Here is an 18,156-nt window from a genome sequence, read left to right on the forward strand (position 1 = left end):
TGCAGACACAGTTGTCTTGCTATGAATCCGAAAGGGAGTGAAAGGAATGCTGATTCTGACTCGCCGGGTAGGGGAGACCCTTATGGTAGGTGACGACGTTACGGTCACGGTGTTGGGCGTGAAGGGTAATCAGGTGCGCATCGGCGTGAATGCGCCCAAGGAAGTGGCGGTTCACCGCGAGGAGATTTACCAGCGCATCCAGAAAGAGAAAGATCAAGAACCAAGCCACTAATTTTTCTCAAAATTTTGGCTTTGCAAAGCGGGGGAACATGGGTATCATGCGCCCCGTTGCGGAGAGGTGGCCGAGTGGCCGAAGGCGCTCCCCTGCTAAGGGAGTACACCTCACAAGGGTGTCGGGGGTTCGAATCCCCCCTTCTCCGCCATTGCATTACCTGGGTGTGGTGCAAGTGAGTTGAACAGCAAGGTATTGAAATAGCTGACAACCTACTTGAATCACAGAGCGAGTTCCCTATAATGCGCACCCCATGCACTCATAGCTCAGCTGGATAGAGTACTCGGCTACGAACCGAGCGGTCGGAGGTTCGAATCCTCCTGAGTGCACCAATCTAGAATGGCTTGCAGCGATGCAAGCCATTTTGTTTCAACCAGCGGTGACCTGGTCCATCAAGCGCCACATGCACTCATAGCTCAGCTGGATAGAGTACTCGGCTACGAACCGAGCGGTCGGAGGTTCGAATCCTCCTGAGTGCACCATACAAGGAAGGGCCTGCAGCGATGCAGGCCCTTTTTCTTTGTCAGCGTTTTTTCTTCGCCTTGCTTTTCACGCAACCGGCTTCGTCGAAGGTCACCTGGCGGCTGCGGCCATTGCCGTCCGCCTCGTAGGTGTAGCGCACCTGGCCGTTTTGCGTGCTGACCTTGTCCGGGGGGCCGAAGGCGCTTTCGATGTCCTGCCGGCTCATGCCGTCGCGCACTTCCCGGCGGATCGTCGCCTGCCGGCGCTGGCTCGCGTCCAGCAGGTTGCCGCAACCGTCATCCTGGCCTCCGGTTACCACCAGCTCGCGCGGCTTTGCCTGCTTCTTCCCGGACTTGACCCCGGCGTTCTTCTTCGGCGTCGCCATTGGCACCGGTTTGCCGTTGCCTGGCGTCGGGTTCTCGGCCTGTTGCAGCGCCTGCTGCTGGTCGATGGGGCAGCCGCGCTGGCTGAAGGTGACCTTGCCCGCGGCGTCGACGCAGCGGAACACGCTGGCGGCCGTCGCGGCGTGCGGCAGGCCCAGCGCCAGGGCGAAGAGCCCTGCGTATAGCGATCCATGCATGGAAACGTCCTCCTGACGAAACGAGCGCAGTGTAGTTGCTCGCCGCGCGCACGAGGTGTCCCAGCGTCGTTACATGGCGTCGCACGGCTATTCAGCCTTCGCCGAGATTCGCTTCGCAAGCGTTTGTTCTTGGTCGGGTTTTGTCGAGTGCAAAGGTGCCGGGCAGTGGGTATGATTGCCGGCGTCAGCCCCGCCGGGGCTTGTGGAACACCCCCATGGACTTACCCAGTAGTCGCTTAAAAGCCCGTTTCGCCGATCACATGACCGATTGAACCCTTGGCGCGCGCCGCTGCTGGGGGGGGAGTGCGCCATGAACGAAGTAGAAATCAAGAAACCGCAAGAAAGCCTGCAGGATCGCCTGGCGCAGGTGATCGATCTGCTGCACCGGCACAAGCTGGTGGAAGACCTGACGCACCGTCAGGAAGGCATGCACCACGATCGCGTGGAAAACCTGGTGCACCGGCAGAACCTCGCCGAGCTGCAACGCAAGCTCGATGAGCTTCACCCCGCCGACGTCGCCCACATCCTCGAAGCGCTGCCGCTCGACGACCGTCTGACCGTCTGGCAACTGGTCAAGTCCGAGAACGACGGCGACATCCTCCTCGAAGTTTCCGATGCCGTCCGGGAAAACCTGATCGCCGACATGGACGATCACGAGTTGCTCGCCGCGGCCAAGGAGATGGACGCCGACGAACTCGCCGATCTGGCGCCGGAGCTGCCGCGCGACGTCGTGCACGAGCTGATGGAAACCCTCGATGCGCAGCAGCGCGAGCGCGTGCGCTCGGCGTTGTCCTACGAGGAGGACCAGGTCGGTGCGCTGATGGACTTCGAGATGGTCACCATCCGCGAGGACGTCAGCCTGGAAGTGGTGTTGCGCTACCTGCGCCGCCTGAAGGAACTGCCGAGCCACACCGACAAACTCTTCGTGGTCGATTACGACGGCGTGCTCAAGGGCGTGCTGCCGGTCAAGCGGCTGCTGGTCAACGACCCGGAGAAACAGGTCGCCGAGGTGATGGCCAACGATCCGGTGAGTTTTCATCCGGACGAGGACGGCTACGACGCCGCCCAGGCTTTCGAGCGCTACGACCTGGTTTCCGCCCCGGTGGTGGACAAGAACGGCAAGCTGATCGGCCGCCTGACCATCGACGAGATGGTCGACCTGATCCGCGAGGAGAGCGAAAGCGAAGTCCTCAGCATGGCCGGTCTGCGCGAGGAGGAAGACATCTTCGCCTCGGTCTGGAAATCGCTGCGCAACCGCTGGTCTTGGCTGGCGATCAACCTGATCACCGCGTTCATCGCGTCGCGGGTGATCGGCCTGTTCGAGGGTTCGATCGAGAAACTGGTGGCGCTCGCCGCGCTGATGCCGATCGTTGCCGGCATCGGCGGCAACTCGGGCAACCAGACCATCACCATGATCGTCCGCGCGATGGCGCTGGATCAGGTCGGCACCGGCAACACGCAGCGTCTGCTGCGCAAGGAGCTGGCCGTCGGGCTGGTCAACGGGCTGGTCTGGGGCGGGGTGATCGGTGCGGTCGCCTATGCGCTCTACGGCAGCTGGTCGCTGGGTGTGGTGATGACCGCGGCGATGACGCTGAACCTGCTGCTGGCCGCGCTGATGGGCGTGCTGATTCCGATGACCCTGGCGCGGCTGGGCCGCGACCCGGCGATGGGCGCCAGCGTGATGATCACCGCGATGACCGACAGCGGCGGTTTCTTCATCTTCCTCGGCCTGGCGACCCTCTTCCTGCTCTGACCTCCCGCGTCTTCAATCCTGGCATTTGATCCCGGCGAAATCCTCGCGCAACGCGGCGCCGCGCTTGAGCAGCGTGGCGCGCTGGGTGTCGCTGGCGGTCGCCATCAGGTCGACGAACAGGTCGATCCCGGCCTGTTCGGTGGCCGCGAACGCCTGGCGGTAACTCTCCGTCCATAGCGTTTCACGCTGCTGCAGAAGCACCTTGATCCGTCCGGCGAACTCCGCGCTGTGGCGCTGTTCGAGGGCGATCAGCAGTTCGTCCTGCCAGCGCGCGCGGTTTTCCAGCCAGGCCTGGTTCTGCTCGCCTAGCGAACTCGACCACAGCCGTACGCGTTGCCGTTGCGCCTCGCTAAGGCGCCCCATCCAGGTTTCCAGGCGTTTGCGCATGCGTTCGGCGCGCTCGTCGATCTGCTCCTGCAGCGGCACGTCCAGGTACTTCTCCCTGCGCTCGCGGCGGTCGTCGGCGAAGGACGTCGCCAGTTCCTCGACCTGCTCGTCGTTCAGGCCGCGCAGCATCTCCACCGTCGACGGGGTGATTTCCTCCGCCACCGTGGCCACCGCCAGCTTCGCCTCCGCCAGCCGCGCGCGCAGCTCGGGTTCGCTGACCCGCCGCTCGGCGACCATCGCGTGAACCTTGTCCATCCAGGCGAGATAGCCCGGTAGCTGCGTCCTGCAGTGCCAGCTCAGCTGTTCGCGCAGCTGGCTGTCGAAAGCGCTGCGCTGTTCCGGGGTCATGTCCAGGTAGTCGCTCACCGACCAAGGAATCAGCCGGTCCAGATGGCGGTAGGCGAGGCCGATGCGGGTACAGCTCTGCAGCAGCAGGGCGCTGGCGAGCACCAGCAGGAACGCGTGTCGATAAGCAGGGCGCATGGAGGCAGTCTCTGTCCGTGACACCTCATCAGAGGCGCAAGAGCGCCTCGCAGTTCGCCCTGCGAGCCGACCACTGGCACGAGCGATGCCCGCTGGAGACGGTCAGTTAGGGATGATCACCGTTTATCTGGAGTCTATCGATGACCGATTTCACCGCCGACTGGGCGACGATCCGCGACCTGCTGAGGATCGCAAGACGCGATGAACTCCTGGGCTTCCACGATGCCAGCGTCGTGGTGGGGGCGCGCATCGGCACGCGCGCCGATGACCCCGAAGTCATCCGGGCGATCCTGGCGGTAGGCGAGGCGCTGGCCAGCAACGGCTTCATCCGCGCCTCGCTGCCATTCGACGAGGAGGCGTGGATCTTTGCCATCACCCCGCTGGGTTCGCAGTTGCTCGATTGGCTGGACGACGGGGCGCGCTGGCGGCGGCTGCAACCGCTGTTCGACGAAGTGCTCGGCGGCACCAGCGAGTCGTACCAGCCGCTGAGCGAGGAAACCTTCAGCGATGCACTGGCCCGTGTCGCCGCGCGCTGAGCGGCGGCCTACCTCGAGGAATTCCCATGAGCGGATGCAAACCGGCCGAAGCACGGCCAGGGCGCGCATCGGGCGGTGCGCCATGATCGACTGCCTGATCATCGGCGCAGGTCCTGCCGGGCTCACCGCGGCGATCTACCTTGCGCGCTTTCATCGCGACATCCGCCTGGTCGACGGCGGCGCCAGCCGCGCCGAGCTGATCCCGCTGTCGCACAACTATCCGGGTTTTCCCCCCGGCATTTCCGGCATCGACCTGCTGTCCCTTCTCCGCCAGCAGGTCGATGGCTATGGCGCCATAACCCTGCACACCCAGGTACGCAGCCTGCAGCGCCGGGACGACCTGCACTTCGAGGCCGAGCTGGCCGACGGCAGCCGGTTGCAGGCGCGTAGCGTATTACTGGCCACCGGCATCGAGGATGAGCTGCCGCCCGAGCTGGAAGAACCCTACGACGCCATCCGCGCGGCGCGCGTGCGCCTCTGCGCGATCTGCGACGGCTATGAGGTCGATGGCGACGACGTGGCGGTCTATGGCGAGGCGGAATGCGCCATCCGCCACGCGGTGTTCCTGCGCACCTTCACCGACCGGGTGACGGTGATCGCCCACGGCGAAAACGACGCTTGCGCGCAGGCGCTGGAACTCGCCGAACACTACGGCATTCGCATGATCGGCGACCGTGTCGATCGCATGCGGATCGAGGACGACAAGGTCATCCTGCTCACCTGCAAGGGTGAGGAGCTGTGCTTCGACATGGTCTATCCCACGCTGGGATCGCGGGTGCGCTCGGAGTTGGCGATCAGGCTGGGAGCCGTCTGTGACGAGAGCGGGGCGCTGCGGGTGGACCGCCAGCAATGCACCAGCGTGCCCGGGCTCTATGCCGCCGGCGACGTGGTTTCGGCGCTGCACCAGGTGAGCACGGCGACCGGCCAGGCGGCGCAGGCGGCGACGGCGATCCACAACAGCCTCGAGGCCAACCCCTGGAGCCGGCCTGCCTGCGGGCGCGAAGTTACTGGGGATCGACAGGCGTGAGGCTTTCGGGCGGCGGCGTGACCAGCGCGTTGACCAGCGCCAGTGCGCGCTCGAAGGACGGATAGCCGCTTTTCGCCACGTCCAGGTTGGCGTAGTCGGCGCGGTATTCCTCAGCCCGTTCGGGGTCGGCCTCGCTGATCAGGTAGGGCTCGGAGTAGATCTTGTACATCAGCGCGGTGGCATGCGGATGACCCTTGGCGACGGCCTTCTCCAGCAGCTTGAGAACTTCGTCCGGCTGCGGTCCGAGACGGATCAGCAGCACGGCCTTGTAGAACGCGGTTTCGCCGGTCTGGTCGTCGCGCGCGGCGCGATCGAGCAACGCCTCGGCCAGTTCCAGGCTTTCCAGATCGCCTGAGCCGACCAGAATCTTCGCCTGCAGGAGATCGTTCTGGTAGAGCAGGCGCTCGGTCTGGCAGTCGGAGCGGCTCCACGGTCTGTCGCACATCGACGAGCTGCAACCGGCGAGGCCGAGCGAGGCGGCCAGGACAATCCATTTCTTCATTCTTCTTGTGTCCCCATGTGCTGCGTTGACCGCAGGTTCGACTGCGCGAAGGTCATGCGGTTCGCTGTTTCGCCACGCTGGCGCTCTGCGCCGAGGGTTCCAGGACGGGCCTCAGAAACGCTCGTCGGGCTTGAGATAGCGCCATTCCCCCGGCTGCAGTTTAGCCATCGCCACGCGACCGATGCGGATCCTTTTCATCGCCACCACCTGCAGGCCCACCGCCTCGCACAAGTGCCGTATCTGCCCTGGTTGCGGCGCCTTGAGGGCGAAGCGCAGGCGCGTTTCGTTCTGCCAGCTGACCTTCAGCGGCGTTTCCGGCTGGCCCTTGTAGCTTTGCGGGCGGTTCAGGCGCTTCAGGCCATTCTCGATCAGCGTGCCGCTCACCTCGACGATGAATTCCTGTTCGAGCTTGGCGGCGTCGTCCTTCAACGCCCGCGCAACGCCGTGGTTCTGGCTGAAGATCACCAGTCCACTGGCATCGGTTTCCAGTGGCGTGAGCAGCTCCTGGCGGAGGAAGTGCTTTTTCACCGGGCGTTGCCCGGAGCTGTCGTCGGCGGCGTGGTGTTCGGCGCCGAGCAGTTGCTGCACGGAGTTGGCGCCCGAACCGATGCCGTAACCCGCCGGCTTGTGCAGCAGCAGGGTGGCGAAGCCGATCGGCGCAGCCACGGCATCGGGCAGCAGTTCGATGCGCTGGGCCTCGACCTTGAACTGCGGTTCCTCGACCACCTTGCCGTCCACGCTGACCCAGCCGCCCTCGATGTAGAGTTCGGCCTCGCGGCGCGAGCAGGGCAGCAGTTCGGCGAGGCGTTTGGAGAGGCGCACGGGTTCGGTCATGGTCTGGGCTCTTGAGACGGTGGGGGATTGTAACCGGCTATGTGATTCGTCGCGGAATGCCTGGCGCAGCGGTCAGACTGTTCGCGGGATGTTCATCCAGAGGACGAGTTGCATGATGCCAAGAACCCTCCTGCCGCTGTTGTGCGGCGCCTTGCTGTGGGCCACGGAGGCGGCCGCGCAGGCGCCCGAAGGCGGCGAGCTTAGCGTGGTCGAGGTGGTCGGGGGGCTGGAAAACCCCTGGGCGCTGGCCTTTCTCCCCGGTGGCAAGGACATGCTCATCACCGAGCGCGGCGGTACCCTGCGCCTGCTCGGCGAGTCCGGCCTGTCCGCGCCGCTGGGCGGCGTACCCGAGGTCTTCGCGCGCGGGCAGGGCGGCTTGCTCGACGTGGCACTGTCGCCGGATTTCGCCCGGGACCGTCTGGTCTACCTGTCCTACGCCGAGGCGGGCGAGGACAAGGCCGGGACGACGGTGGGGCGCGGTCGCCTGGCGAGCGACGGTTCGCGCCTGGAGGACTTCCAGGTGATTTTCCGTCAGCAGCCCAAGCTCTCCACCGGGGAGCACTTCGGTTCGCGGCTGGTGTTCGATCGCGACGGCTACCTGTTCATCGCCCTGGGCGAGAACAACCAGCGATCCACCGCCCAGGACCTCGACAAGCTGCAAGGCAAGCTGGTGCGCCTGCACGCGGACGGCAGCGTGCCCCACGACAACCCCTTCGTCGGCCAGGCCGGCGTGCGCGGGGAAATCTGGTCCTACGGGCATCGCAACCAGCAGGGTGCGGCGATCAACCCCTGGAGCGGCGCCCTCTGGACCCACGAGCACGGCCCGCGCGGGGGCGACGAGGTGAACGTCCCGGCCGCCGGCAAGAACTACGGCTGGCCGCTGGCGACGCACGGCATCAACTACAGCCTGCTGCCGATCCCCGAGGCCCGCGGCGAGTTCGTCGAAGGCGCCGAGCCGCCGCTGCAGGTGTGGGAGAAGTCGCCGGCGATCAGCGGAATGGCCTTCTACGACCACCCGCGCTTTCCCGAATGGCGGCAAAGCCTGTTCATCGGCGCGTTGCGCGGCTACCTGATCCGCCTGCAGCTGGAGGGCGACAAGGTGGTTGGCGAGGAACGCCTGCTGGAAAACTTCGGCAGCCGCATCCGCGACGTCCGCCAGGGACCGGATGGCTACCTCTACCTGCTCACCGATGCGTCCGACGGGCAACTGCTGAAGGTCGGCCTGGAGTAACGCTACAGCGGGCGGGAGGCCTGGAAGCGCATGGCGCCGTCGCAGCGGGTGTTGAAGCCGGAATAGGCCGAGCACTCGCCGTCGCTCAGGCTGGAGGCGCTGTAGGACAGGTTGAGGTCGAAGCCCAGCCAGGGGCGGCTCAGGTTCACCGACCAGTCGTTGAACACGCGCACGTTGGCGCCGTCGGCCAGTGCCACGGGCGATTGCAGCACATGGTTGCCGTACTTCACGATCACCTGGAAGCCCAGCGATTCCTGCAGGTCGAAGTTGGCCAGTAGGGTGCGGTCCTGACGGCCGGGGTCGAGGCTGAAGGACGCGCCCAAGCGATGGCCGAACACCGTCAGCCCGCCGTAATACTCCTCGATTTCCATCTGGCCGACGCTTGGATAGCTGTTGAGCAGGGTGCCCAGTTCGTAGCCGAAGTGATCGTCCACCGGGTGCTTGAAGCCGGCGTAGGTTTCCATTTCCAGCTGCTCGCCTTGCTCCGGGGCGAGGTCCGGCGCCCATTGGCCGAGGTACCAGCCGCTGCTGTGGGTCAGGTCGAAACCGCCGTGCACCTGGCCGCTGGTCTGCGGCTTGACCAGGCCCTGGGCCATGCTGCGGGTCGGGGCCGAGCCGAGCTTGAGGTCGAAATCGCCGACCTCGCGCTGGATGTTGGTGGTCTGCAGCTGCGAGGCACAACCACCCAGACACAGCGTAAGAAAAAGCAAAGATTCACGCATGTCGCGCACTCCTCTTGAATCAAAGGAGTGACTCGTCACGCTGCTCGTGTCAGCGCCCAGCCACCGCAGGAAGAGCCCAGGCTCCGTGTCCACTGATCGGCTGGTGCGGCGCAAAGCCGCATTCCAGACCTCCCCGCGCACCTTTTAACAGCTAAGGCGTCCTCGGCGAACCGCCGTTCGTCAATCCCCCGCTCAAGGGGGGAAATTCCAGCCCGCCGGCAGGCGCTGCGGGTAGAATGCGCGGCCTGGCGCATCAAGGCACACGACATGGCACTCATCGGGCGTTTCAATTCTCTTCAGGTGGTCAAGCACACCGACTTTGGGCTCTACCTGGATGGCGGGCCGGACGGCGAAATCCTCCTGCCCAACCGTTACGTTCCCAAGGGTGAACCGACCGATATCGGCGACTGGCTGAACGTCTTCGTCTACCTGGACAGCGACGACCGGGTAATCGCCACCACCCTGAAACCCAAGGTACAGGTGGGTGGTTTCGCCAGCCTCAAGGTGGTGGAAATCAACCGTGTCGGACTGTTCCTCGACTGGGGCCTGCCCAAGGACCTGCTGCTGCCGCACTCGGAAGAGAAGCGCCCGCTGCAGGTCGGCGACTATTGCGTGGTGCACGTCTACCTCGACAAGCGGACCCGGCGCATCACCGCCACCGCGCGCCTGGACCGCTACCTGGACAAGACGCCGCCGCGCTATGCCGTCGGCCAGGCGGTCGACCTGCTGGTGGTCGAAGCCACCGACATGGGCTTCAAGGCGATCATCAACGGCCAGCACTGGGGGCTGATCCACAAGAACGAGGCATTCAAGTTCCTGCGCAGCGGCATGCAGGAGAAGGGCTTCATCCGCGAGCTGCGCGACGACGGCAAGATCAGCCTGAGCCTCCAGCCGGTGGGCGAGAAGGCCGCCGAAAGCCTTGCCGAGCAGATCCTGCGCCAGTTGCGCGACAACCACGGCGTGCTGCCGCTGAGCGACAAGAGTTCGCCGGAAGAGATCACCCGGCGCTTCAACGTGAGCAAGGGCAACTTCAAGAAGGCCATCGGCGGCCTCTACAAGCAGGGCCTGATCCGCATCCTAGAAGACCGCATCGAACTGCCGTGACGGCGGTTCGATCCCCGGTCCTGGCCGCTCGGGCGGTAGCCTCATTGCCCCCCGTCGCGGTCCGCCACTCCGGCCATTCGCCGCCTGCTGGCCCGCGCTCGCCGCTGAGCGCTGCGTCGAACGTCTTCATTTTGTAACGGTCCATTTTGGGCGACCGCGGCTCAGGCACTGGCTTGCGCTGCACGCCCCTGATTGTGGAGCGAAATCGAATGGAGCTAGCCGACCCTTGCATATCGCCGATATGACCATGTTCTATGCGCCCGCCAGCGGTGGCGTGCGCACCTACCTGGAAGCGAAGCATCGCCGCTTGCGCCTTCATCCCGATGTGCAGCACAGCGTGCTGATTCCGGGCCCCGCGTACCAGCAGGCCGACGGTATCTACCAGGTGCCTGCCCCCGCCTTGCCGTTTGGCAAGGGCTATCGTTTCCCGGTGCGCCGCGCGCCCTGGCGCAACCTGCTGCGCACGCTGGGGCCGGACCTGATCGAAGTGGGCGATCCATACATGACCGCCTGGGCGGCGCTGGACGCCGGGCGCCAGCTCGACGTGCCGGTGATCGGCTTCTATCACTCGGACCTGCCGCTGCTGGCCTGCAACCGCCTCGGCCCGTGGATCGGCACCAACATGGAGGCCTACGTCGCGCGGCTCTATCGCAGCTTCGACCGGGTCCTCGCGCCCAGCCAGGTGATGGCCGACAAGCTCAGCCGCCTCGGTGTGCGAGACGTGCACGTGCGCCCGTTGGGGGTCGACCTGCAGACCTTCCGGCCGCAACGCCGCGACGCCAACCTGCGGCGAGAACTGGGCCTGGCCGAGGACACCCGGCTGATGATCTTCGCCGGCCGCGGCTCGCGCGAGAAGAACCTGCCGGTGCTGCTGGAAACCGCGCGCCGCCTGGGCTCGCCCTATCACCTGCTGCTGGTCGGATCGAACATGCCGCGCCATGTGCCGGACAACGTCACGGTGCTGGAAGGCTTCCGCCCGGCCGACGAGGTGGCCCGGCTGATGGCCAGCAGCGACGTGCTGCTGCATGCCGGCGACCAGGAAACCTTCGGCCTGGTGGCGCTCGAGGCGATGGCCAGCGGCATTCCCGTGGTGGCCGTGCGCGCCGGCGCGCTGGCGGAGATCGTCACCTCGCAGGGCGGCCGGCTGTGCGCGCCGAACGACGCCGTCGCGATGGCCAGCACCGTGCGCGAACTGTTCGAGGAGGACGCCCGGGTGCTCGGTGCCAGGGCGCGGCAACTGGTCGAAACGCAGTATTCCTGGGACGCCGTGGTGGCCGGGCTGCTCGCTCATTACCGCGCGGTGCTCGGCACCTTCGAATTGCCGATGGCCGCCAATGGCTGAGCGCAGCCTGATGCTGGTGCTGCACGACGTGGCTCCGGAAACCTGGCCCGACTACCGGCCCTTCGTCGAGGCAGTGGACGCGCTGGGCCGCACAGCGCTGGGGCCGATTCCGATCACCTGGCTGGTGGTGCCGGACTTCCACCACCGCAACGCCCTCGATGCGCATCCGGAATTCTGTCGCCTGCTCGACGCGCGGCTGGCGCGTGGCGACGAGCTGGCGCTGCATGGCTTCTACCATTGCGACGACGCGCCGAAGCCGCGTACCCCGAAGGACTGGTTCATGCGCCGGGTCTACACCTGGGAAGGCGAGTTCTATGCGCTGGATCGGTCCGAAGCGCAGCAACGCCTGGAGCAGGGCATGACGCTGTTCCACCGACACGCTTGGCCGCTGCACGGGTTCGTCGCGCCGGCCTGGCTGATGAGCCCTGGCACCCGCGAGGCGCTGAGCTCCAGTGGCCTGAGCTATACCAGCGACCCGCAGCACTTCTATCTGCTCCCCGAGCACACTCCGATCGACGCTCCTGGTCTGGTCTGGAGCGCCCGCAGCGCCTGGCGGCGTGGCATGTCGCGGCTGATCAGCGAGCGGTCGCTGCGTGAGCATCGCGATGCGCCGCTGCTGCGCCTCGGCCTGCATCCGGTGGACATGCGCCACGGCTTTTCCCGTGACTACTGGCTCGACCTGCTGCGCCGGCTGATGGACGAGGGCCGCGTGCCGACCACCAAGATCGATTGGCTGCGAAGCCGGCTTCGAGCGACGAGCGCGGCGGCATGAGTCGCAGCCTGTGGCTGCTGCTCGGCGCGCTGCTGGCTGCGGCGCTGGTGCCGCTGCTGCTCGGCGGCAGCGGCCTGTTCGAGCGCCTGCGGGCGTTTCCGGGCGGCACGCTGGCGCTGATGTTCGGCATGATCCTGCTGTGCTGGAACCTCAATGCACTGCGCCTGCGGCTGCTTCTTGGCGATCACCCGATCGGTCATGGCCAGGCGCTGGGCGTGGTGGTCGCCACCGAGTTCGCCATCTGCGCCACCCCCGGCGGTGCTGGCGGCCCGTTGACCATGATGGCACTGCTGATGCGCCGCGGCGTACGCCCGGCGCAAGGCACGGCGATCTATACCGTGGACCAGTTGAGCGACCTGCTGGTGTTCGTCTGCGCGCTGCTCGGCATCCTCGCCTATGCGCTGTCGCACGCCTTCAACGCTCGTGTCGGCTGGCTGCTGGGCAGCAGCGCGGCGCTGCTCGGTGGCGTGCTGCTGGCGCTGGCGTTGCTCGGGCGCTATCACCACGGCGCACTGCGCGGCCTCGGCCGGCTCGCCGGGCGCGTCGGCATCGATGCGCGTCGGCGGCTGCACCTGGCGCGCAAGCTGCTGGCGTTTCGCAACGCGCTGCGCGCCAGCCTGCGCCGCCCGCCGCGGGTGCTGCTAGGCGTCTTCGCCCTGACCGCCGCGCACTGGCTGCTGCGCTACAGCGTGCTGTACCTGACCCTCGCCGGGCTGGGCCATGCGATTCCCTGGGCCTGGACCTTTCTGGTGCAGATGCTGGCGCTCACCGCCGGTCAGCTGAGCCTGCTGCCCGGCGGCGCGGGGGGCGCCGAACTGGCGTCCGCCGCGTTGCTCGCGCCGATGGTGGGAAAGTCGACCGCGGGGGCCGCGATCCTGATCTGGCGCGCGGTGACCTACTACTTCTACCTGATCGCTGGCGCGCCGGTGTTCCTTCACCTGGCCGGCAGGCCGCTGCTGGAACGCCTGATGCGCTCGCGTTCCTCTTAGAGGAGGCGATGCCGGTCGTCAGGTTCTTCGAACTCCACAACTGACGCAGCAGTCAGTTTTTATGTACCTACCAACTTGGAGTGATGATATGAGCAGCACTACCGACAAGATCAAAGGCAAGACCAACGAAGCCGTGGGCAAGGTCAAGCAAGGTGTAGGCGAGGCGACCGACAACAGCCGCCTGAAAGGCGAAGGCAAGCTGCAGGAAGCCAAAGGCGAAACTCAGACTGCCGTCGGCAAAACCAAGGACGCCGTAAAAAAGGCCGGCAATCTCTGATCGGGCATGCCGAGCACAACGAAGGGCCATCGCAGATGGCCCTTCGCGTTTCTGGCGTTCACAACGGGGGCGTCATCCGAAGACAAGAGGTACGCACGATGAACAGCACTACGTCGCAGCCGATCAACGACAGCGATCAGAAAAAGCCATCCACCCACGAGCCGGCCGAAGCGCCAAAGCACGAGAAGGACGAGAAACTCGATAAAGCGCTGGAAGACTCCTTTCCGGCCAGCGACCCGGTTTCACCCTGACCGATGGGCGTATCGATGAAGCTTCCCCGCGCCGAAACGCTGTACTTCGAGGCACCGGAACTGCGCCCGTCGCCGAAAGCGAGGCCGGTCGCCCATAGCCATGCGTTCCGCTACCGCGGCCATACGGTCATCGTCCATCTCACCGGATACGTCGAGTCGACGCTTCCGCCGGCCTGGGCGATGGGCGTGGAAGTGGTCAAGGGCGCGGATGTCGTCGTCGACCTTCAGCGCGATCCCGAGCAGAGCTTCGTAAATATCGAACAGGCGGGTGTCGCCGGCGTGAAATGGGGCAAGGCGTTGGTGGACGATCTGTAGCGGAGAGTGGAGCGGGGAGGGTGACGCGTGGTGATAGCGGGGCCTCGAACGAGGCCCCAGGGAGCAATCCTACTTCTTGCCCAGGCTGATCTGGCGCGAAGAGCCCCATACCTGACCGCTGACGCCTTTGGCCACTTGCTGGATCTCACCACCGGCTTTGAGGAACGCTTTGACTTGAGCGTCGATGGATTCACGAGTTTCAACAGCGGCTGCATTCTTGGCCTTGCTGGCGGTTACCTTGCTCATGCTGTTCTAAACCTCTTCGATGCGTAGTCGGCCGAACATTGTACACAAAATGAGCAAACTAGGGGCGACTAAATAGCGATTGTTCGATAAGAGGGCTGAAGCACGCTGCAGCACGCTGCGGTTGAATCTCTCCCGGCCGCGAAGGGTCTCACCTTCATCAGCCACCCACATTGGAGACTTACCATGGAACTGCCAGGATTTCACGACCTCGGTACGCTGTTCGAACAACTGGGCCTGGAATCGGATCCGGCCGCCATCGACGCCTTCATCGGCCAGCACGCGCCCCTGCCGGACGACGTGAAGGTCTCGGAGGCGCCGTTCTGGACGGAGAACCAGGGACGCTTGCTGAAGGAACTGCTGTTGGAGGATGCCGAGTGGGCGCCCGTGGTCGACGAGCTCAACGCGCGTCTTCACGAAACCAAGAGCTGATCAGCGCTTGCCCATCGCCCGGCGGGTTCCCCGCGGAGCCGGACCGGGCGTCTTGTCATGGTTGCTGCTGTTGGACTTCTGATACCACGGCTTGTCGTTCCTCGACTTCGCCAGCTCAGCCATCGCGAACGGGAAACCGAAAGCCGGGATCGAACCCGGCTTTCGGCTTTCTGCCGCAGTGATTTCCTCACCTTGCGCTTGCACGCTGTCCTTGGCTTCTGGGGCGGACGTGTCGTCCTGAGGGAGAGTCGGCTTGGAAGTCATGGCAGGTCCGCGGGGCGCTGGTAAGGGAAGGACTGGAATCGGGGCAATTATACCTGAGCCTGGCGCGCGCCTGTGCGCAGGACATCGGTTGCTCAGCGCGGCTGGCGCAGCGGGGTGAGCAGTCCGGAGAGGCCGTTGTGGTCGATCTCCTGCATCAGTTGCAGCAGTCGGCCGATCTCGCCGGGCGGAAAGCCTTCGCGGGCGAACCAGTTCAGGTAGTTGCCCGGCAGGTCGGCGATCAGCCGGCCCTTGTACTTGCCGTAGGGCATGCTGCGGGTGACCAGCAGCAGGAGGTCTTCGGGTTTCATCGCGGGGCTCGCAGGAAGGAACCGCCGGCTCGCGCCAGCGGTACGCCGTTCGATCAGTTCTGCTTCTTCAGCAGGTCGGCCAGGCCGGCGAGACCCTTGAAGGTCTGCTTGGGTCCGTTGTCACCGGGCTTGGCTTCGGCGAAGTACTGGTTGTCGGTGTAGCGCGAGTGCTCGTTGTCGTGACAGTACAGGCACAGCAACTCCCAGTTCGAGCCGTCTTCCGGGTTGTTGTCGTGATTGTGGTCCTTGTGATGAACCGTCAGTTCGCTCAGCCGCTTGCCGGAGAACTCGCGCGCGCAGCGGCCGCAGACCCACGGATACATCTTCAGCGCTTTCTCGCGGTAGCCCTGCTCGCGCTGGGCGTAGGGGACGTGCGGCTTGTTCATCGCGTGCTCCGGCTCACTCGGCCAGGCCGACGTAGACGTTCTGCACGTCGTCGTGGCCGTCCAGCGCATCGAGGAAGGCCTCGACTTCTTCCAGCTCGGCGCCGGACAGGCTCACCGGATTCTTCGGCCGGTAGCCAAGCTGCGCCGACTGCACGTGGAAGCCGAACTCCGGCAGCGCCTTGCACACGGCGTCCATGTCGGTCGGTTCGCTGAGGAACAGCGTGGCGCCGTCTTCGGCAGGCTCGAAGTCCTGTGCGCCGGCTTCGATGGCGGCCAGTTCAGGGTCGGCATCGGCGGCGCTCGGCGCGGCTTCGATCATGCCCAGGTAGTCGAAGTCCCAGGACACCGAACCGCTGGCGCCAAGCTGGCCCTTACGGAACAGCACGCGGATTTCCGCCACGGTGCGGTTCACGTTGTCGGTCAGGCACTCGACGATCACCGGTACACGGTGGGGAGCGAAGCCTTCGTAGGTGGTGCGCTCGAAATGCACGCTTTCGCCGAGCAGGCCGGCGCCTTTCTTGATCGCGCGCTCCAGGGTCTCGCGCGTCATCGAGGCTTTCTTGGCCTGCTCGACGACCATGCGCAGGCGCGGGTTCATGTCCGGATCGGCGCCGTTACGCGCGGCGATCATGATTTCCTTCGCCAGTTTGCCGAAGATACGGCCTTTGGCGTTGGCTGCCGCTTCCTTATGTTTCGCTTTCCACTGTGCGCCCATGACTGGTCTCGTAACTCTGTAAAAAGGAGGTTCACCGCTATCAGGCGCGAATTCTAGCTCGCCCCGGTGCGCGTCGGCACCTGTCGCGGCGGCGGAGGGACAATCGGCGCTGTATGGATGTTTTGCCCGGCGACTGTATCGCGTCGGCCGGGTGGCGGATGGTTTCTAATGGCCGGCCTTGCCCGTGCTGCCTGAGAAGAGTCCGAAATGTCACCGAAAGATCTGCTGCTGGCGCTCGTCGTCATCATCGTCTGGGGCCTCAACTTCGTGGTCATCAAGGTTGGCCTGCACGGCCTGCCGCCCATGCTGCTGGGCGCCTTGCGCTTCATGCTGGCGGCCTTTCCCGCGGTGTTCTTCATCAAGCGGCCGCAGATTCCGCTGCGCTGGCTGCTGGCCTATGGGCTGACGATCTCCCTGGGCCAGTTCGCCTTCCTGTTCTCGGCGATGTACGTCGGCATGCCGGCCGGGTTGGCTTCGCTGGTGCTGCAATCGCAGGCGTTCTTCACGCTGTTCTTCGCCGCGCTGTTCCTCAGCGAGCGGATTCGGCCGGCGAACCTGGTCGGACTGGTGGTGGCCGCCGGCGGGCTGATCCTGATCGGCGCCGAGGGCGATCGCAGCATGACCCTCGCCGGGTTCGTGCTGACCATCGCCGCGGCGTCGATGTGGGCGCTGGGCAATATCGTCACGCGCAAGGTCGGCAAGGTGAACCTGGTCGGCCTGGTGGTCTGGGGCAGCCTGATCCCGCCGCTGCCGTTCTTCGCGCTGTCCTGGATGCTGGAAGGGCCGCAGACCATCGAGACCGCGCTGCGCGGCATCAGCCTGGATTCGATCCTGGCGCTGGTCTACCTGGCGTTCGGCGCCACCATCCTCGGCTACGGCCTGTGGAGCCGGCTGCTGTCACGCTATCCGACCGGACAGGTGGCGCCGTTCTCGCTGCTGGTGCCGGTGATCGGCCTGAGTTCCTCGGCCTGGCTGCTCGGCGAGCACCTCAGTGCGGTGCAGGTCGTCGGTGCGGCGGTGGTGATGCTCGGCCTGCTGATCAACGTGTTCGGTGCGCGCCTCGCGGGGCTGCTACGCCCGGCGTCCCGCTAGGTTGCCGGCCGATGACCGGGGCGAACGCTGGCGTTCCCCCGGCCTCGAATAAGCGTACACGCCACGCCGAACGAGGAGAGCAACATGGACATCGACGACGCACCCGAGCCGGACCCGGACGTTCAGGACCCGAGCATTCCCAAGGCGCCGCCGCGCAAGGAACCGGAAAAGCCGGAGCCCATGGAAGTGGACGAACCCGGCGAATGAACAGCGAACCCGCCCGTTTCCCGGCGGGTTCGTCGTTTCTGCGGGGCGGGTTTCGCGCGCGCCCGGGTATCGGGCTGTTCAGCGGAAGTCGCGGCTGCGCACGTCGAGCCCGGTGAGCAGCGGCGTCAGGTCGATCAGCCGTCGGGCGATCAGGTGGCGCACGCCATTCTGCGACTCCAGCCGGCCGTCCACCTGCATCAACTGCGCCCCCACCAGCACCTTGCGCTGGCGTTCCGCGAGGTCGTGCCAGACCACCACGTTGACCATCCCGAACTCGTCCTCGAGGGTGACGAAGACCACGCCGCTGGCGGTCTGCGGGCGCTGGCGACCGATCACCAGGCCGGCGACGCCGATGTGCTTGCCGTGCTCGATGCCCGGCAGTTCGCGCGAGCTGCGGCAGCGCCGGTTGCGCAGGACACTGCGCAACAGTGACAGCGGATGCGGGCCGAGGGTGGTGCCGAGGGTGGCGTAATCGGCATGCAGGTCCTCGCCGACGCTGGGCAGCGGCAGGGCCACCTGGATGTCCTCCTGGCTCGGCAGACCGGCGAACAGCGGCGCCTGTTTTTCCACCCCGGCGACCGCCCAGCGCGCGCGGTGGCGATGGCCGGCCAGGCCGCGCAGGGCGCCGGCATCGGCCAGGCGTTCGCGGGTGCGGGCATCCAGGGCGGCGCGGCGCACCAGGTCGGCGACGTCGGCGAACGGCCCGGCGG

General features: G+C 65.7%; 26 protein-coding genes and 3 tRNA genes. 18 read left to right on the plus strand and 11 right to left on the minus strand.

The annotated features are described in order from the left end of the window. Positions 1–46: 46 nt before the first annotated feature. The 4 genes from csrA (at position 47) to QMX85_RS18775 (ending at position 714) form a co-directional block, all read left to right on the plus strand. Positions 47–232, plus strand: coding sequence for a carbon storage regulator CsrA (gene csrA / locus QMX85_RS18760; RefSeq protein ID WP_003283978.1), 186 nt, complete (start codon positions 47–49; stop codon positions 230–232). 60 nt (positions 233–292) lie between these two features. Continuing rightward, positions 293–383: transfer RNA gene (locus QMX85_RS18765), tRNA-Ser, on the plus strand. A 104-nt stretch (positions 384–487) separates the two neighbouring features. Next, a tRNA-Arg gene (locus QMX85_RS18770) sits at positions 488–564 on the plus strand. 73 nt (positions 565–637) lie between these two features. Then, positions 638–714 (plus strand) — tRNA-Arg (locus tag QMX85_RS18775). 41 nt (positions 715–755) lie between these two features. On the opposite strand, the gene QMX85_RS18780 is transcribed toward QMX85_RS18775, so the two are convergent. Then, entirely contained in the window at positions 756–1,274 is a 519-nt protein-coding gene (locus QMX85_RS18780) for a DUF4124 domain-containing protein (protein WP_282343424.1), read from the minus strand. Positions 1,275–1,584: 310 nt separating this feature from the next. Between QMX85_RS18780 and mgtE the strand changes: the two genes are divergently transcribed. Beyond that, a complete protein-coding gene (mgtE, locus tag QMX85_RS18785; RefSeq protein WP_282343426.1) occupies positions 1,585–3,027 on the plus strand; it encodes a magnesium transporter in 1,443 nt (480 codons plus the stop codon). Positions 3,028–3,039: 12 nt separating this feature from the next. Here mgtE and QMX85_RS18790 read toward each other — a convergent pair whose 3' ends face one another. Further along, a complete protein-coding gene (locus tag QMX85_RS18790; protein ID WP_282343428.1) occupies positions 3,040–3,897 on the minus strand; it encodes a DUF6279 family lipoprotein in 858 nt (285 codons plus the stop codon). Positions 3,898–4,037: 140 nt separating this feature from the next. Here QMX85_RS18790 and QMX85_RS18795 point away from each other — a divergent pair, with 140 nt between their 5' ends. After that, positions 4,038–4,433 (plus strand): hypothetical protein, encoded by a 396-nt coding sequence (locus tag QMX85_RS18795; protein WP_282343431.1) that lies wholly within the window; start codon positions 4,038–4,040, stop codon positions 4,431–4,433. An 82-nt stretch (positions 4,434–4,515) separates the two neighbouring features. Next, complete coding sequence (locus QMX85_RS18800) at positions 4,516–5,460, plus strand: NAD(P)/FAD-dependent oxidoreductase (protein WP_282343433.1); 945 nt, start codon at positions 4,516–4,518, stop codon at positions 5,458–5,460. On the opposite strand, the gene QMX85_RS18805 is transcribed toward QMX85_RS18800, so the two are convergent. Together QMX85_RS18805 and QMX85_RS18810 are read right to left on the minus strand one after the other, a co-directional pair. Then, a complete protein-coding gene (locus QMX85_RS18805) occupies positions 5,438–5,962 on the minus strand; it encodes a hypothetical protein (protein ID WP_282343435.1) in 525 nt (174 codons plus the stop codon). The two genes, QMX85_RS18800 and QMX85_RS18805, sit on opposite strands and share 23 nt — an antisense overlap. A 111-nt stretch (positions 5,963–6,073) precedes the next feature. Then, a complete protein-coding gene (locus tag QMX85_RS18810; RefSeq protein ID WP_282343436.1) occupies positions 6,074–6,796 on the minus strand; it encodes an rRNA pseudouridine synthase in 723 nt (240 codons plus the stop codon). A gap of 112 nt (positions 6,797–6,908) precedes the next feature. Between QMX85_RS18810 and QMX85_RS18815 the strand changes: the two genes are divergently transcribed. After that, the gene (locus QMX85_RS18815; RefSeq protein WP_282343439.1) at positions 6,909–8,027 is read left to right on the plus strand and encodes a PQQ-dependent sugar dehydrogenase; all 1,119 of its coding nucleotides are present in this window, start codon (positions 6,909–6,911) and stop codon (positions 8,025–8,027) included. A gap of 2 nt (positions 8,028–8,029) precedes the next feature. On the opposite strand, the gene QMX85_RS18820 is transcribed toward QMX85_RS18815, so the two are convergent. Continuing rightward, positions 8,030–8,749, minus strand: coding sequence for a TorF family putative porin (locus QMX85_RS18820; RefSeq protein WP_282343441.1), 720 nt, complete (start codon positions 8,747–8,749; stop codon positions 8,030–8,032). Between the two features lie 267 nt (positions 8,750–9,016). Here QMX85_RS18820 and QMX85_RS18825 point away from each other — a divergent pair, with 267 nt between their 5' ends. The 7 genes from QMX85_RS18825 to QMX85_RS18855 all read left to right on the plus strand — a co-directional run bounded on the left by QMX85_RS18825 (position 9,017) and on the right by QMX85_RS18855 (position 13,799). After that, positions 9,017–9,853 (plus strand): S1-like domain-containing RNA-binding protein, encoded by an 837-nt coding sequence (locus QMX85_RS18825; RefSeq protein WP_282343442.1) that lies wholly within the window; start codon positions 9,017–9,019, stop codon positions 9,851–9,853. Between the two features lie 226 nt (positions 9,854–10,079). Next, positions 10,080–11,195: a glycosyltransferase family 1 protein gene (locus tag QMX85_RS18830; RefSeq protein ID WP_282343444.1), complete on the plus strand. Its 1,116-nt coding sequence runs from the start codon at positions 10,080–10,082 to the stop codon at positions 11,193–11,195. Further along, complete coding sequence (locus QMX85_RS18835) at positions 11,188–11,967, plus strand: polysaccharide deacetylase family protein (protein WP_282343446.1); 780 nt, start codon at positions 11,188–11,190, stop codon at positions 11,965–11,967. Before QMX85_RS18830 ends, QMX85_RS18835 begins: the two co-directional genes overlap by 8 nt. Beyond that, positions 11,964–12,956 (plus strand): lysylphosphatidylglycerol synthase transmembrane domain-containing protein, encoded by a 993-nt coding sequence (locus tag QMX85_RS18840; RefSeq protein ID WP_282343448.1) that lies wholly within the window; start codon positions 11,964–11,966, stop codon positions 12,954–12,956. Before QMX85_RS18835 ends, QMX85_RS18840 begins: the two co-directional genes overlap by 4 nt. Before the next feature lie 88 nt (positions 12,957–13,044). Continuing rightward, on the plus strand, positions 13,045–13,233 hold the full coding sequence (locus tag QMX85_RS18845; protein WP_273228779.1) for a CsbD family protein: 189 nt from the start codon (positions 13,045–13,047) through the stop codon (positions 13,231–13,233). 98 nt (positions 13,234–13,331) lie between these two features. Then, positions 13,332–13,484 (plus strand): hypothetical protein, encoded by a 153-nt coding sequence (locus QMX85_RS18850; protein ID WP_282343451.1) that lies wholly within the window; start codon positions 13,332–13,334, stop codon positions 13,482–13,484. A 15-nt stretch (positions 13,485–13,499) separates the two neighbouring features. Continuing rightward, positions 13,500–13,799 carry a hypothetical protein gene (locus QMX85_RS18855; protein WP_282343452.1) on the plus strand — a complete coding sequence of 100 codons (300 nt, stop codon included), beginning with the start codon at positions 13,500–13,502 and terminating at the stop codon, positions 13,797–13,799. 69 nt (positions 13,800–13,868) lie between these two features. Here the strand turns inward: QMX85_RS18855 and QMX85_RS18860 are convergent, their stop codons facing one another. After that, positions 13,869–14,045 (minus strand): hypothetical protein, encoded by a 177-nt coding sequence (locus tag QMX85_RS18860; protein WP_090230081.1) that lies wholly within the window; start codon positions 14,043–14,045, stop codon positions 13,869–13,871. 183 nt (positions 14,046–14,228) lie between these two features. On the opposite strand from QMX85_RS18860, the gene QMX85_RS18865 reads away from it, so the two are divergent. Further along, positions 14,229–14,474 (plus strand): DUF2789 domain-containing protein, encoded by a 246-nt coding sequence (locus QMX85_RS18865; RefSeq protein ID WP_273228776.1) that lies wholly within the window; start codon positions 14,229–14,231, stop codon positions 14,472–14,474. Here the strand turns inward: QMX85_RS18865 and QMX85_RS18870 are convergent, their stop codons facing one another. The 4 genes from QMX85_RS18870 to QMX85_RS18885 all read right to left on the minus strand — a co-directional run bounded on the left by QMX85_RS18870 (position 14,475) and on the right by QMX85_RS18885 (position 16,147). Then, positions 14,475–14,738, minus strand: a complete 264-nt coding sequence (locus tag QMX85_RS18870) for a hypothetical protein (protein WP_282343456.1) — start codon at positions 14,736–14,738, stop codon at positions 14,475–14,477. A 92-nt stretch (positions 14,739–14,830) separates the two neighbouring features. After that, on the minus strand, positions 14,831–15,046 hold the full coding sequence (locus QMX85_RS18875; protein ID WP_090230076.1) for a DUF3820 family protein: 216 nt from the start codon (positions 15,044–15,046) through the stop codon (positions 14,831–14,833). Between the two features lie 53 nt (positions 15,047–15,099). Then, positions 15,100–15,432, minus strand: a complete 333-nt coding sequence (locus QMX85_RS18880; RefSeq protein WP_282343459.1) for a YajD family HNH nuclease — start codon at positions 15,430–15,432, stop codon at positions 15,100–15,102. 13 nt (positions 15,433–15,445) lie between these two features. After that, the gene (locus QMX85_RS18885) at positions 15,446–16,147 is read right to left on the minus strand and encodes a YebC/PmpR family DNA-binding transcriptional regulator (protein ID WP_282343461.1); all 702 of its coding nucleotides are present in this window, start codon (positions 16,145–16,147) and stop codon (positions 15,446–15,448) included. A 207-nt stretch (positions 16,148–16,354) separates the two neighbouring features. On the opposite strand from QMX85_RS18885, the gene QMX85_RS18890 reads away from it, so the two are divergent. Then, positions 16,355–17,239, plus strand: a complete 885-nt coding sequence (locus tag QMX85_RS18890; protein WP_282343464.1) for an EamA family transporter — start codon at positions 16,355–16,357, stop codon at positions 17,237–17,239. A gap of 84 nt (positions 17,240–17,323) precedes the next feature. After that, the gene (locus QMX85_RS18895) at positions 17,324–17,446 is read left to right on the plus strand and encodes a hypothetical protein (RefSeq protein WP_255964468.1); all 123 of its coding nucleotides are present in this window, start codon (positions 17,324–17,326) and stop codon (positions 17,444–17,446) included. A gap of 78 nt (positions 17,447–17,524) precedes the next feature. Here the strand turns inward: QMX85_RS18895 and QMX85_RS18900 are convergent. Then, a partial coding sequence (locus QMX85_RS18900; protein ID WP_282343472.1) for an OB-fold nucleic acid binding domain-containing protein occupies positions 17,525–18,156 on the minus strand: 632 nt, incomplete at its 5' end.

Origin of the sequence: Pseudomonas sp. PS02288, from assembly GCF_029959715.1 — a bacterium.
Taxonomy (GTDB): domain Bacteria; phylum Pseudomonadota; class Gammaproteobacteria; order Pseudomonadales; family Pseudomonadaceae; genus Pseudomonas_O; species Pseudomonas_O kuykendallii.

Excerpts from the sequence above, each read along its gene's own strand:
- QMX85_RS18870 (WP_282343456.1), bottom strand. The coding sequence starts at position 14,738 with ATGACTTCCAAGCCGACTCTCCCTCAGGACGACACGTCCGCCCCAGAA.
- QMX85_RS18850 (WP_282343451.1), top strand. The coding sequence starts at position 13,332 with ATGAACAGCACTACGTCGCAGCCGATCAACGACAGCGATCAGAAAAAG.
- QMX85_RS18790 (WP_282343428.1), bottom strand. The coding sequence starts at position 3,897 with ATGCGCCCTGCTTATCGACACGCGTTCCTGCTGGTGCTCGCCAGCGCC.
- QMX85_RS18840 (WP_282343448.1), top strand. The coding sequence starts at position 11,964 with ATGAGTCGCAGCCTGTGGCTGCTGCTCGGCGCGCTGCTGGCTGCGGCG.
- QMX85_RS18810 (WP_282343436.1), bottom strand. The coding sequence starts at position 6,796 with ATGACCGAACCCGTGCGCCTCTCCAAACGCCTCGCCGAACTGCTGCCC.
- QMX85_RS18815 (WP_282343439.1), top strand. The coding sequence starts at position 6,909 with ATGATGCCAAGAACCCTCCTGCCGCTGTTGTGCGGCGCCTTGCTGTGG.
- QMX85_RS18860 (WP_090230081.1), bottom strand. The coding sequence starts at position 14,045 with ATGAGCAAGGTAACCGCCAGCAAGGCCAAGAATGCAGCCGCTGTTGAA.
- QMX85_RS18880 (WP_282343459.1), bottom strand. The coding sequence starts at position 15,432 with ATGAACAAGCCGCACGTCCCCTACGCCCAGCGCGAGCAGGGCTACCGC.
- QMX85_RS18890 (WP_282343464.1), top strand. The coding sequence starts at position 16,355 with ATGTCACCGAAAGATCTGCTGCTGGCGCTCGTCGTCATCATCGTCTGG.
- QMX85_RS18820 (WP_282343441.1), bottom strand. The coding sequence starts at position 8,749 with ATGCGTGAATCTTTGCTTTTTCTTACGCTGTGTCTGGGTGGTTGTGCC.
- QMX85_RS18865 (WP_273228776.1), top strand. The coding sequence starts at position 14,229 with ATGGAACTGCCAGGATTTCACGACCTCGGTACGCTGTTCGAACAACTG.
- QMX85_RS18845 (WP_273228779.1), top strand. The coding sequence starts at position 13,045 with ATGAGCAGCACTACCGACAAGATCAAAGGCAAGACCAACGAAGCCGTG.
- QMX85_RS18805 (WP_282343435.1), bottom strand. The coding sequence starts at position 5,962 with ATGAAGAAATGGATTGTCCTGGCCGCCTCGCTCGGCCTCGCCGGTTGC.
- QMX85_RS18855 (WP_282343452.1), top strand. The coding sequence starts at position 13,500 with ATGAAGCTTCCCCGCGCCGAAACGCTGTACTTCGAGGCACCGGAACTG.
- QMX85_RS18885 (WP_282343461.1), bottom strand. The coding sequence starts at position 16,147 with ATGGGCGCACAGTGGAAAGCGAAACATAAGGAAGCGGCAGCCAACGCC.
- QMX85_RS18835 (WP_282343446.1), top strand. The coding sequence starts at position 11,188 with ATGGCTGAGCGCAGCCTGATGCTGGTGCTGCACGACGTGGCTCCGGAA.
- QMX85_RS18780 (WP_282343424.1), bottom strand. The coding sequence starts at position 1,274 with ATGCATGGATCGCTATACGCAGGGCTCTTCGCCCTGGCGCTGGGCCTG.
- mgtE (WP_282343426.1), top strand. The coding sequence starts at position 1,585 with ATGAACGAAGTAGAAATCAAGAAACCGCAAGAAAGCCTGCAGGATCGC.
- csrA (WP_003283978.1), top strand. The coding sequence starts at position 47 with ATGCTGATTCTGACTCGCCGGGTAGGGGAGACCCTTATGGTAGGTGAC.
- QMX85_RS18875 (WP_090230076.1), bottom strand. The coding sequence starts at position 15,046 with ATGAAACCCGAAGACCTCCTGCTGCTGGTCACCCGCAGCATGCCCTAC.
- QMX85_RS18825 (WP_282343442.1), top strand. The coding sequence starts at position 9,017 with ATGGCACTCATCGGGCGTTTCAATTCTCTTCAGGTGGTCAAGCACACC.
- QMX85_RS18795 (WP_282343431.1), top strand. The coding sequence starts at position 4,038 with ATGACCGATTTCACCGCCGACTGGGCGACGATCCGCGACCTGCTGAGG.
- QMX85_RS18895 (WP_255964468.1), top strand. The coding sequence starts at position 17,324 with ATGGACATCGACGACGCACCCGAGCCGGACCCGGACGTTCAGGACCCG.
- QMX85_RS18800 (WP_282343433.1), top strand. The coding sequence starts at position 4,516 with ATGATCGACTGCCTGATCATCGGCGCAGGTCCTGCCGGGCTCACCGCG.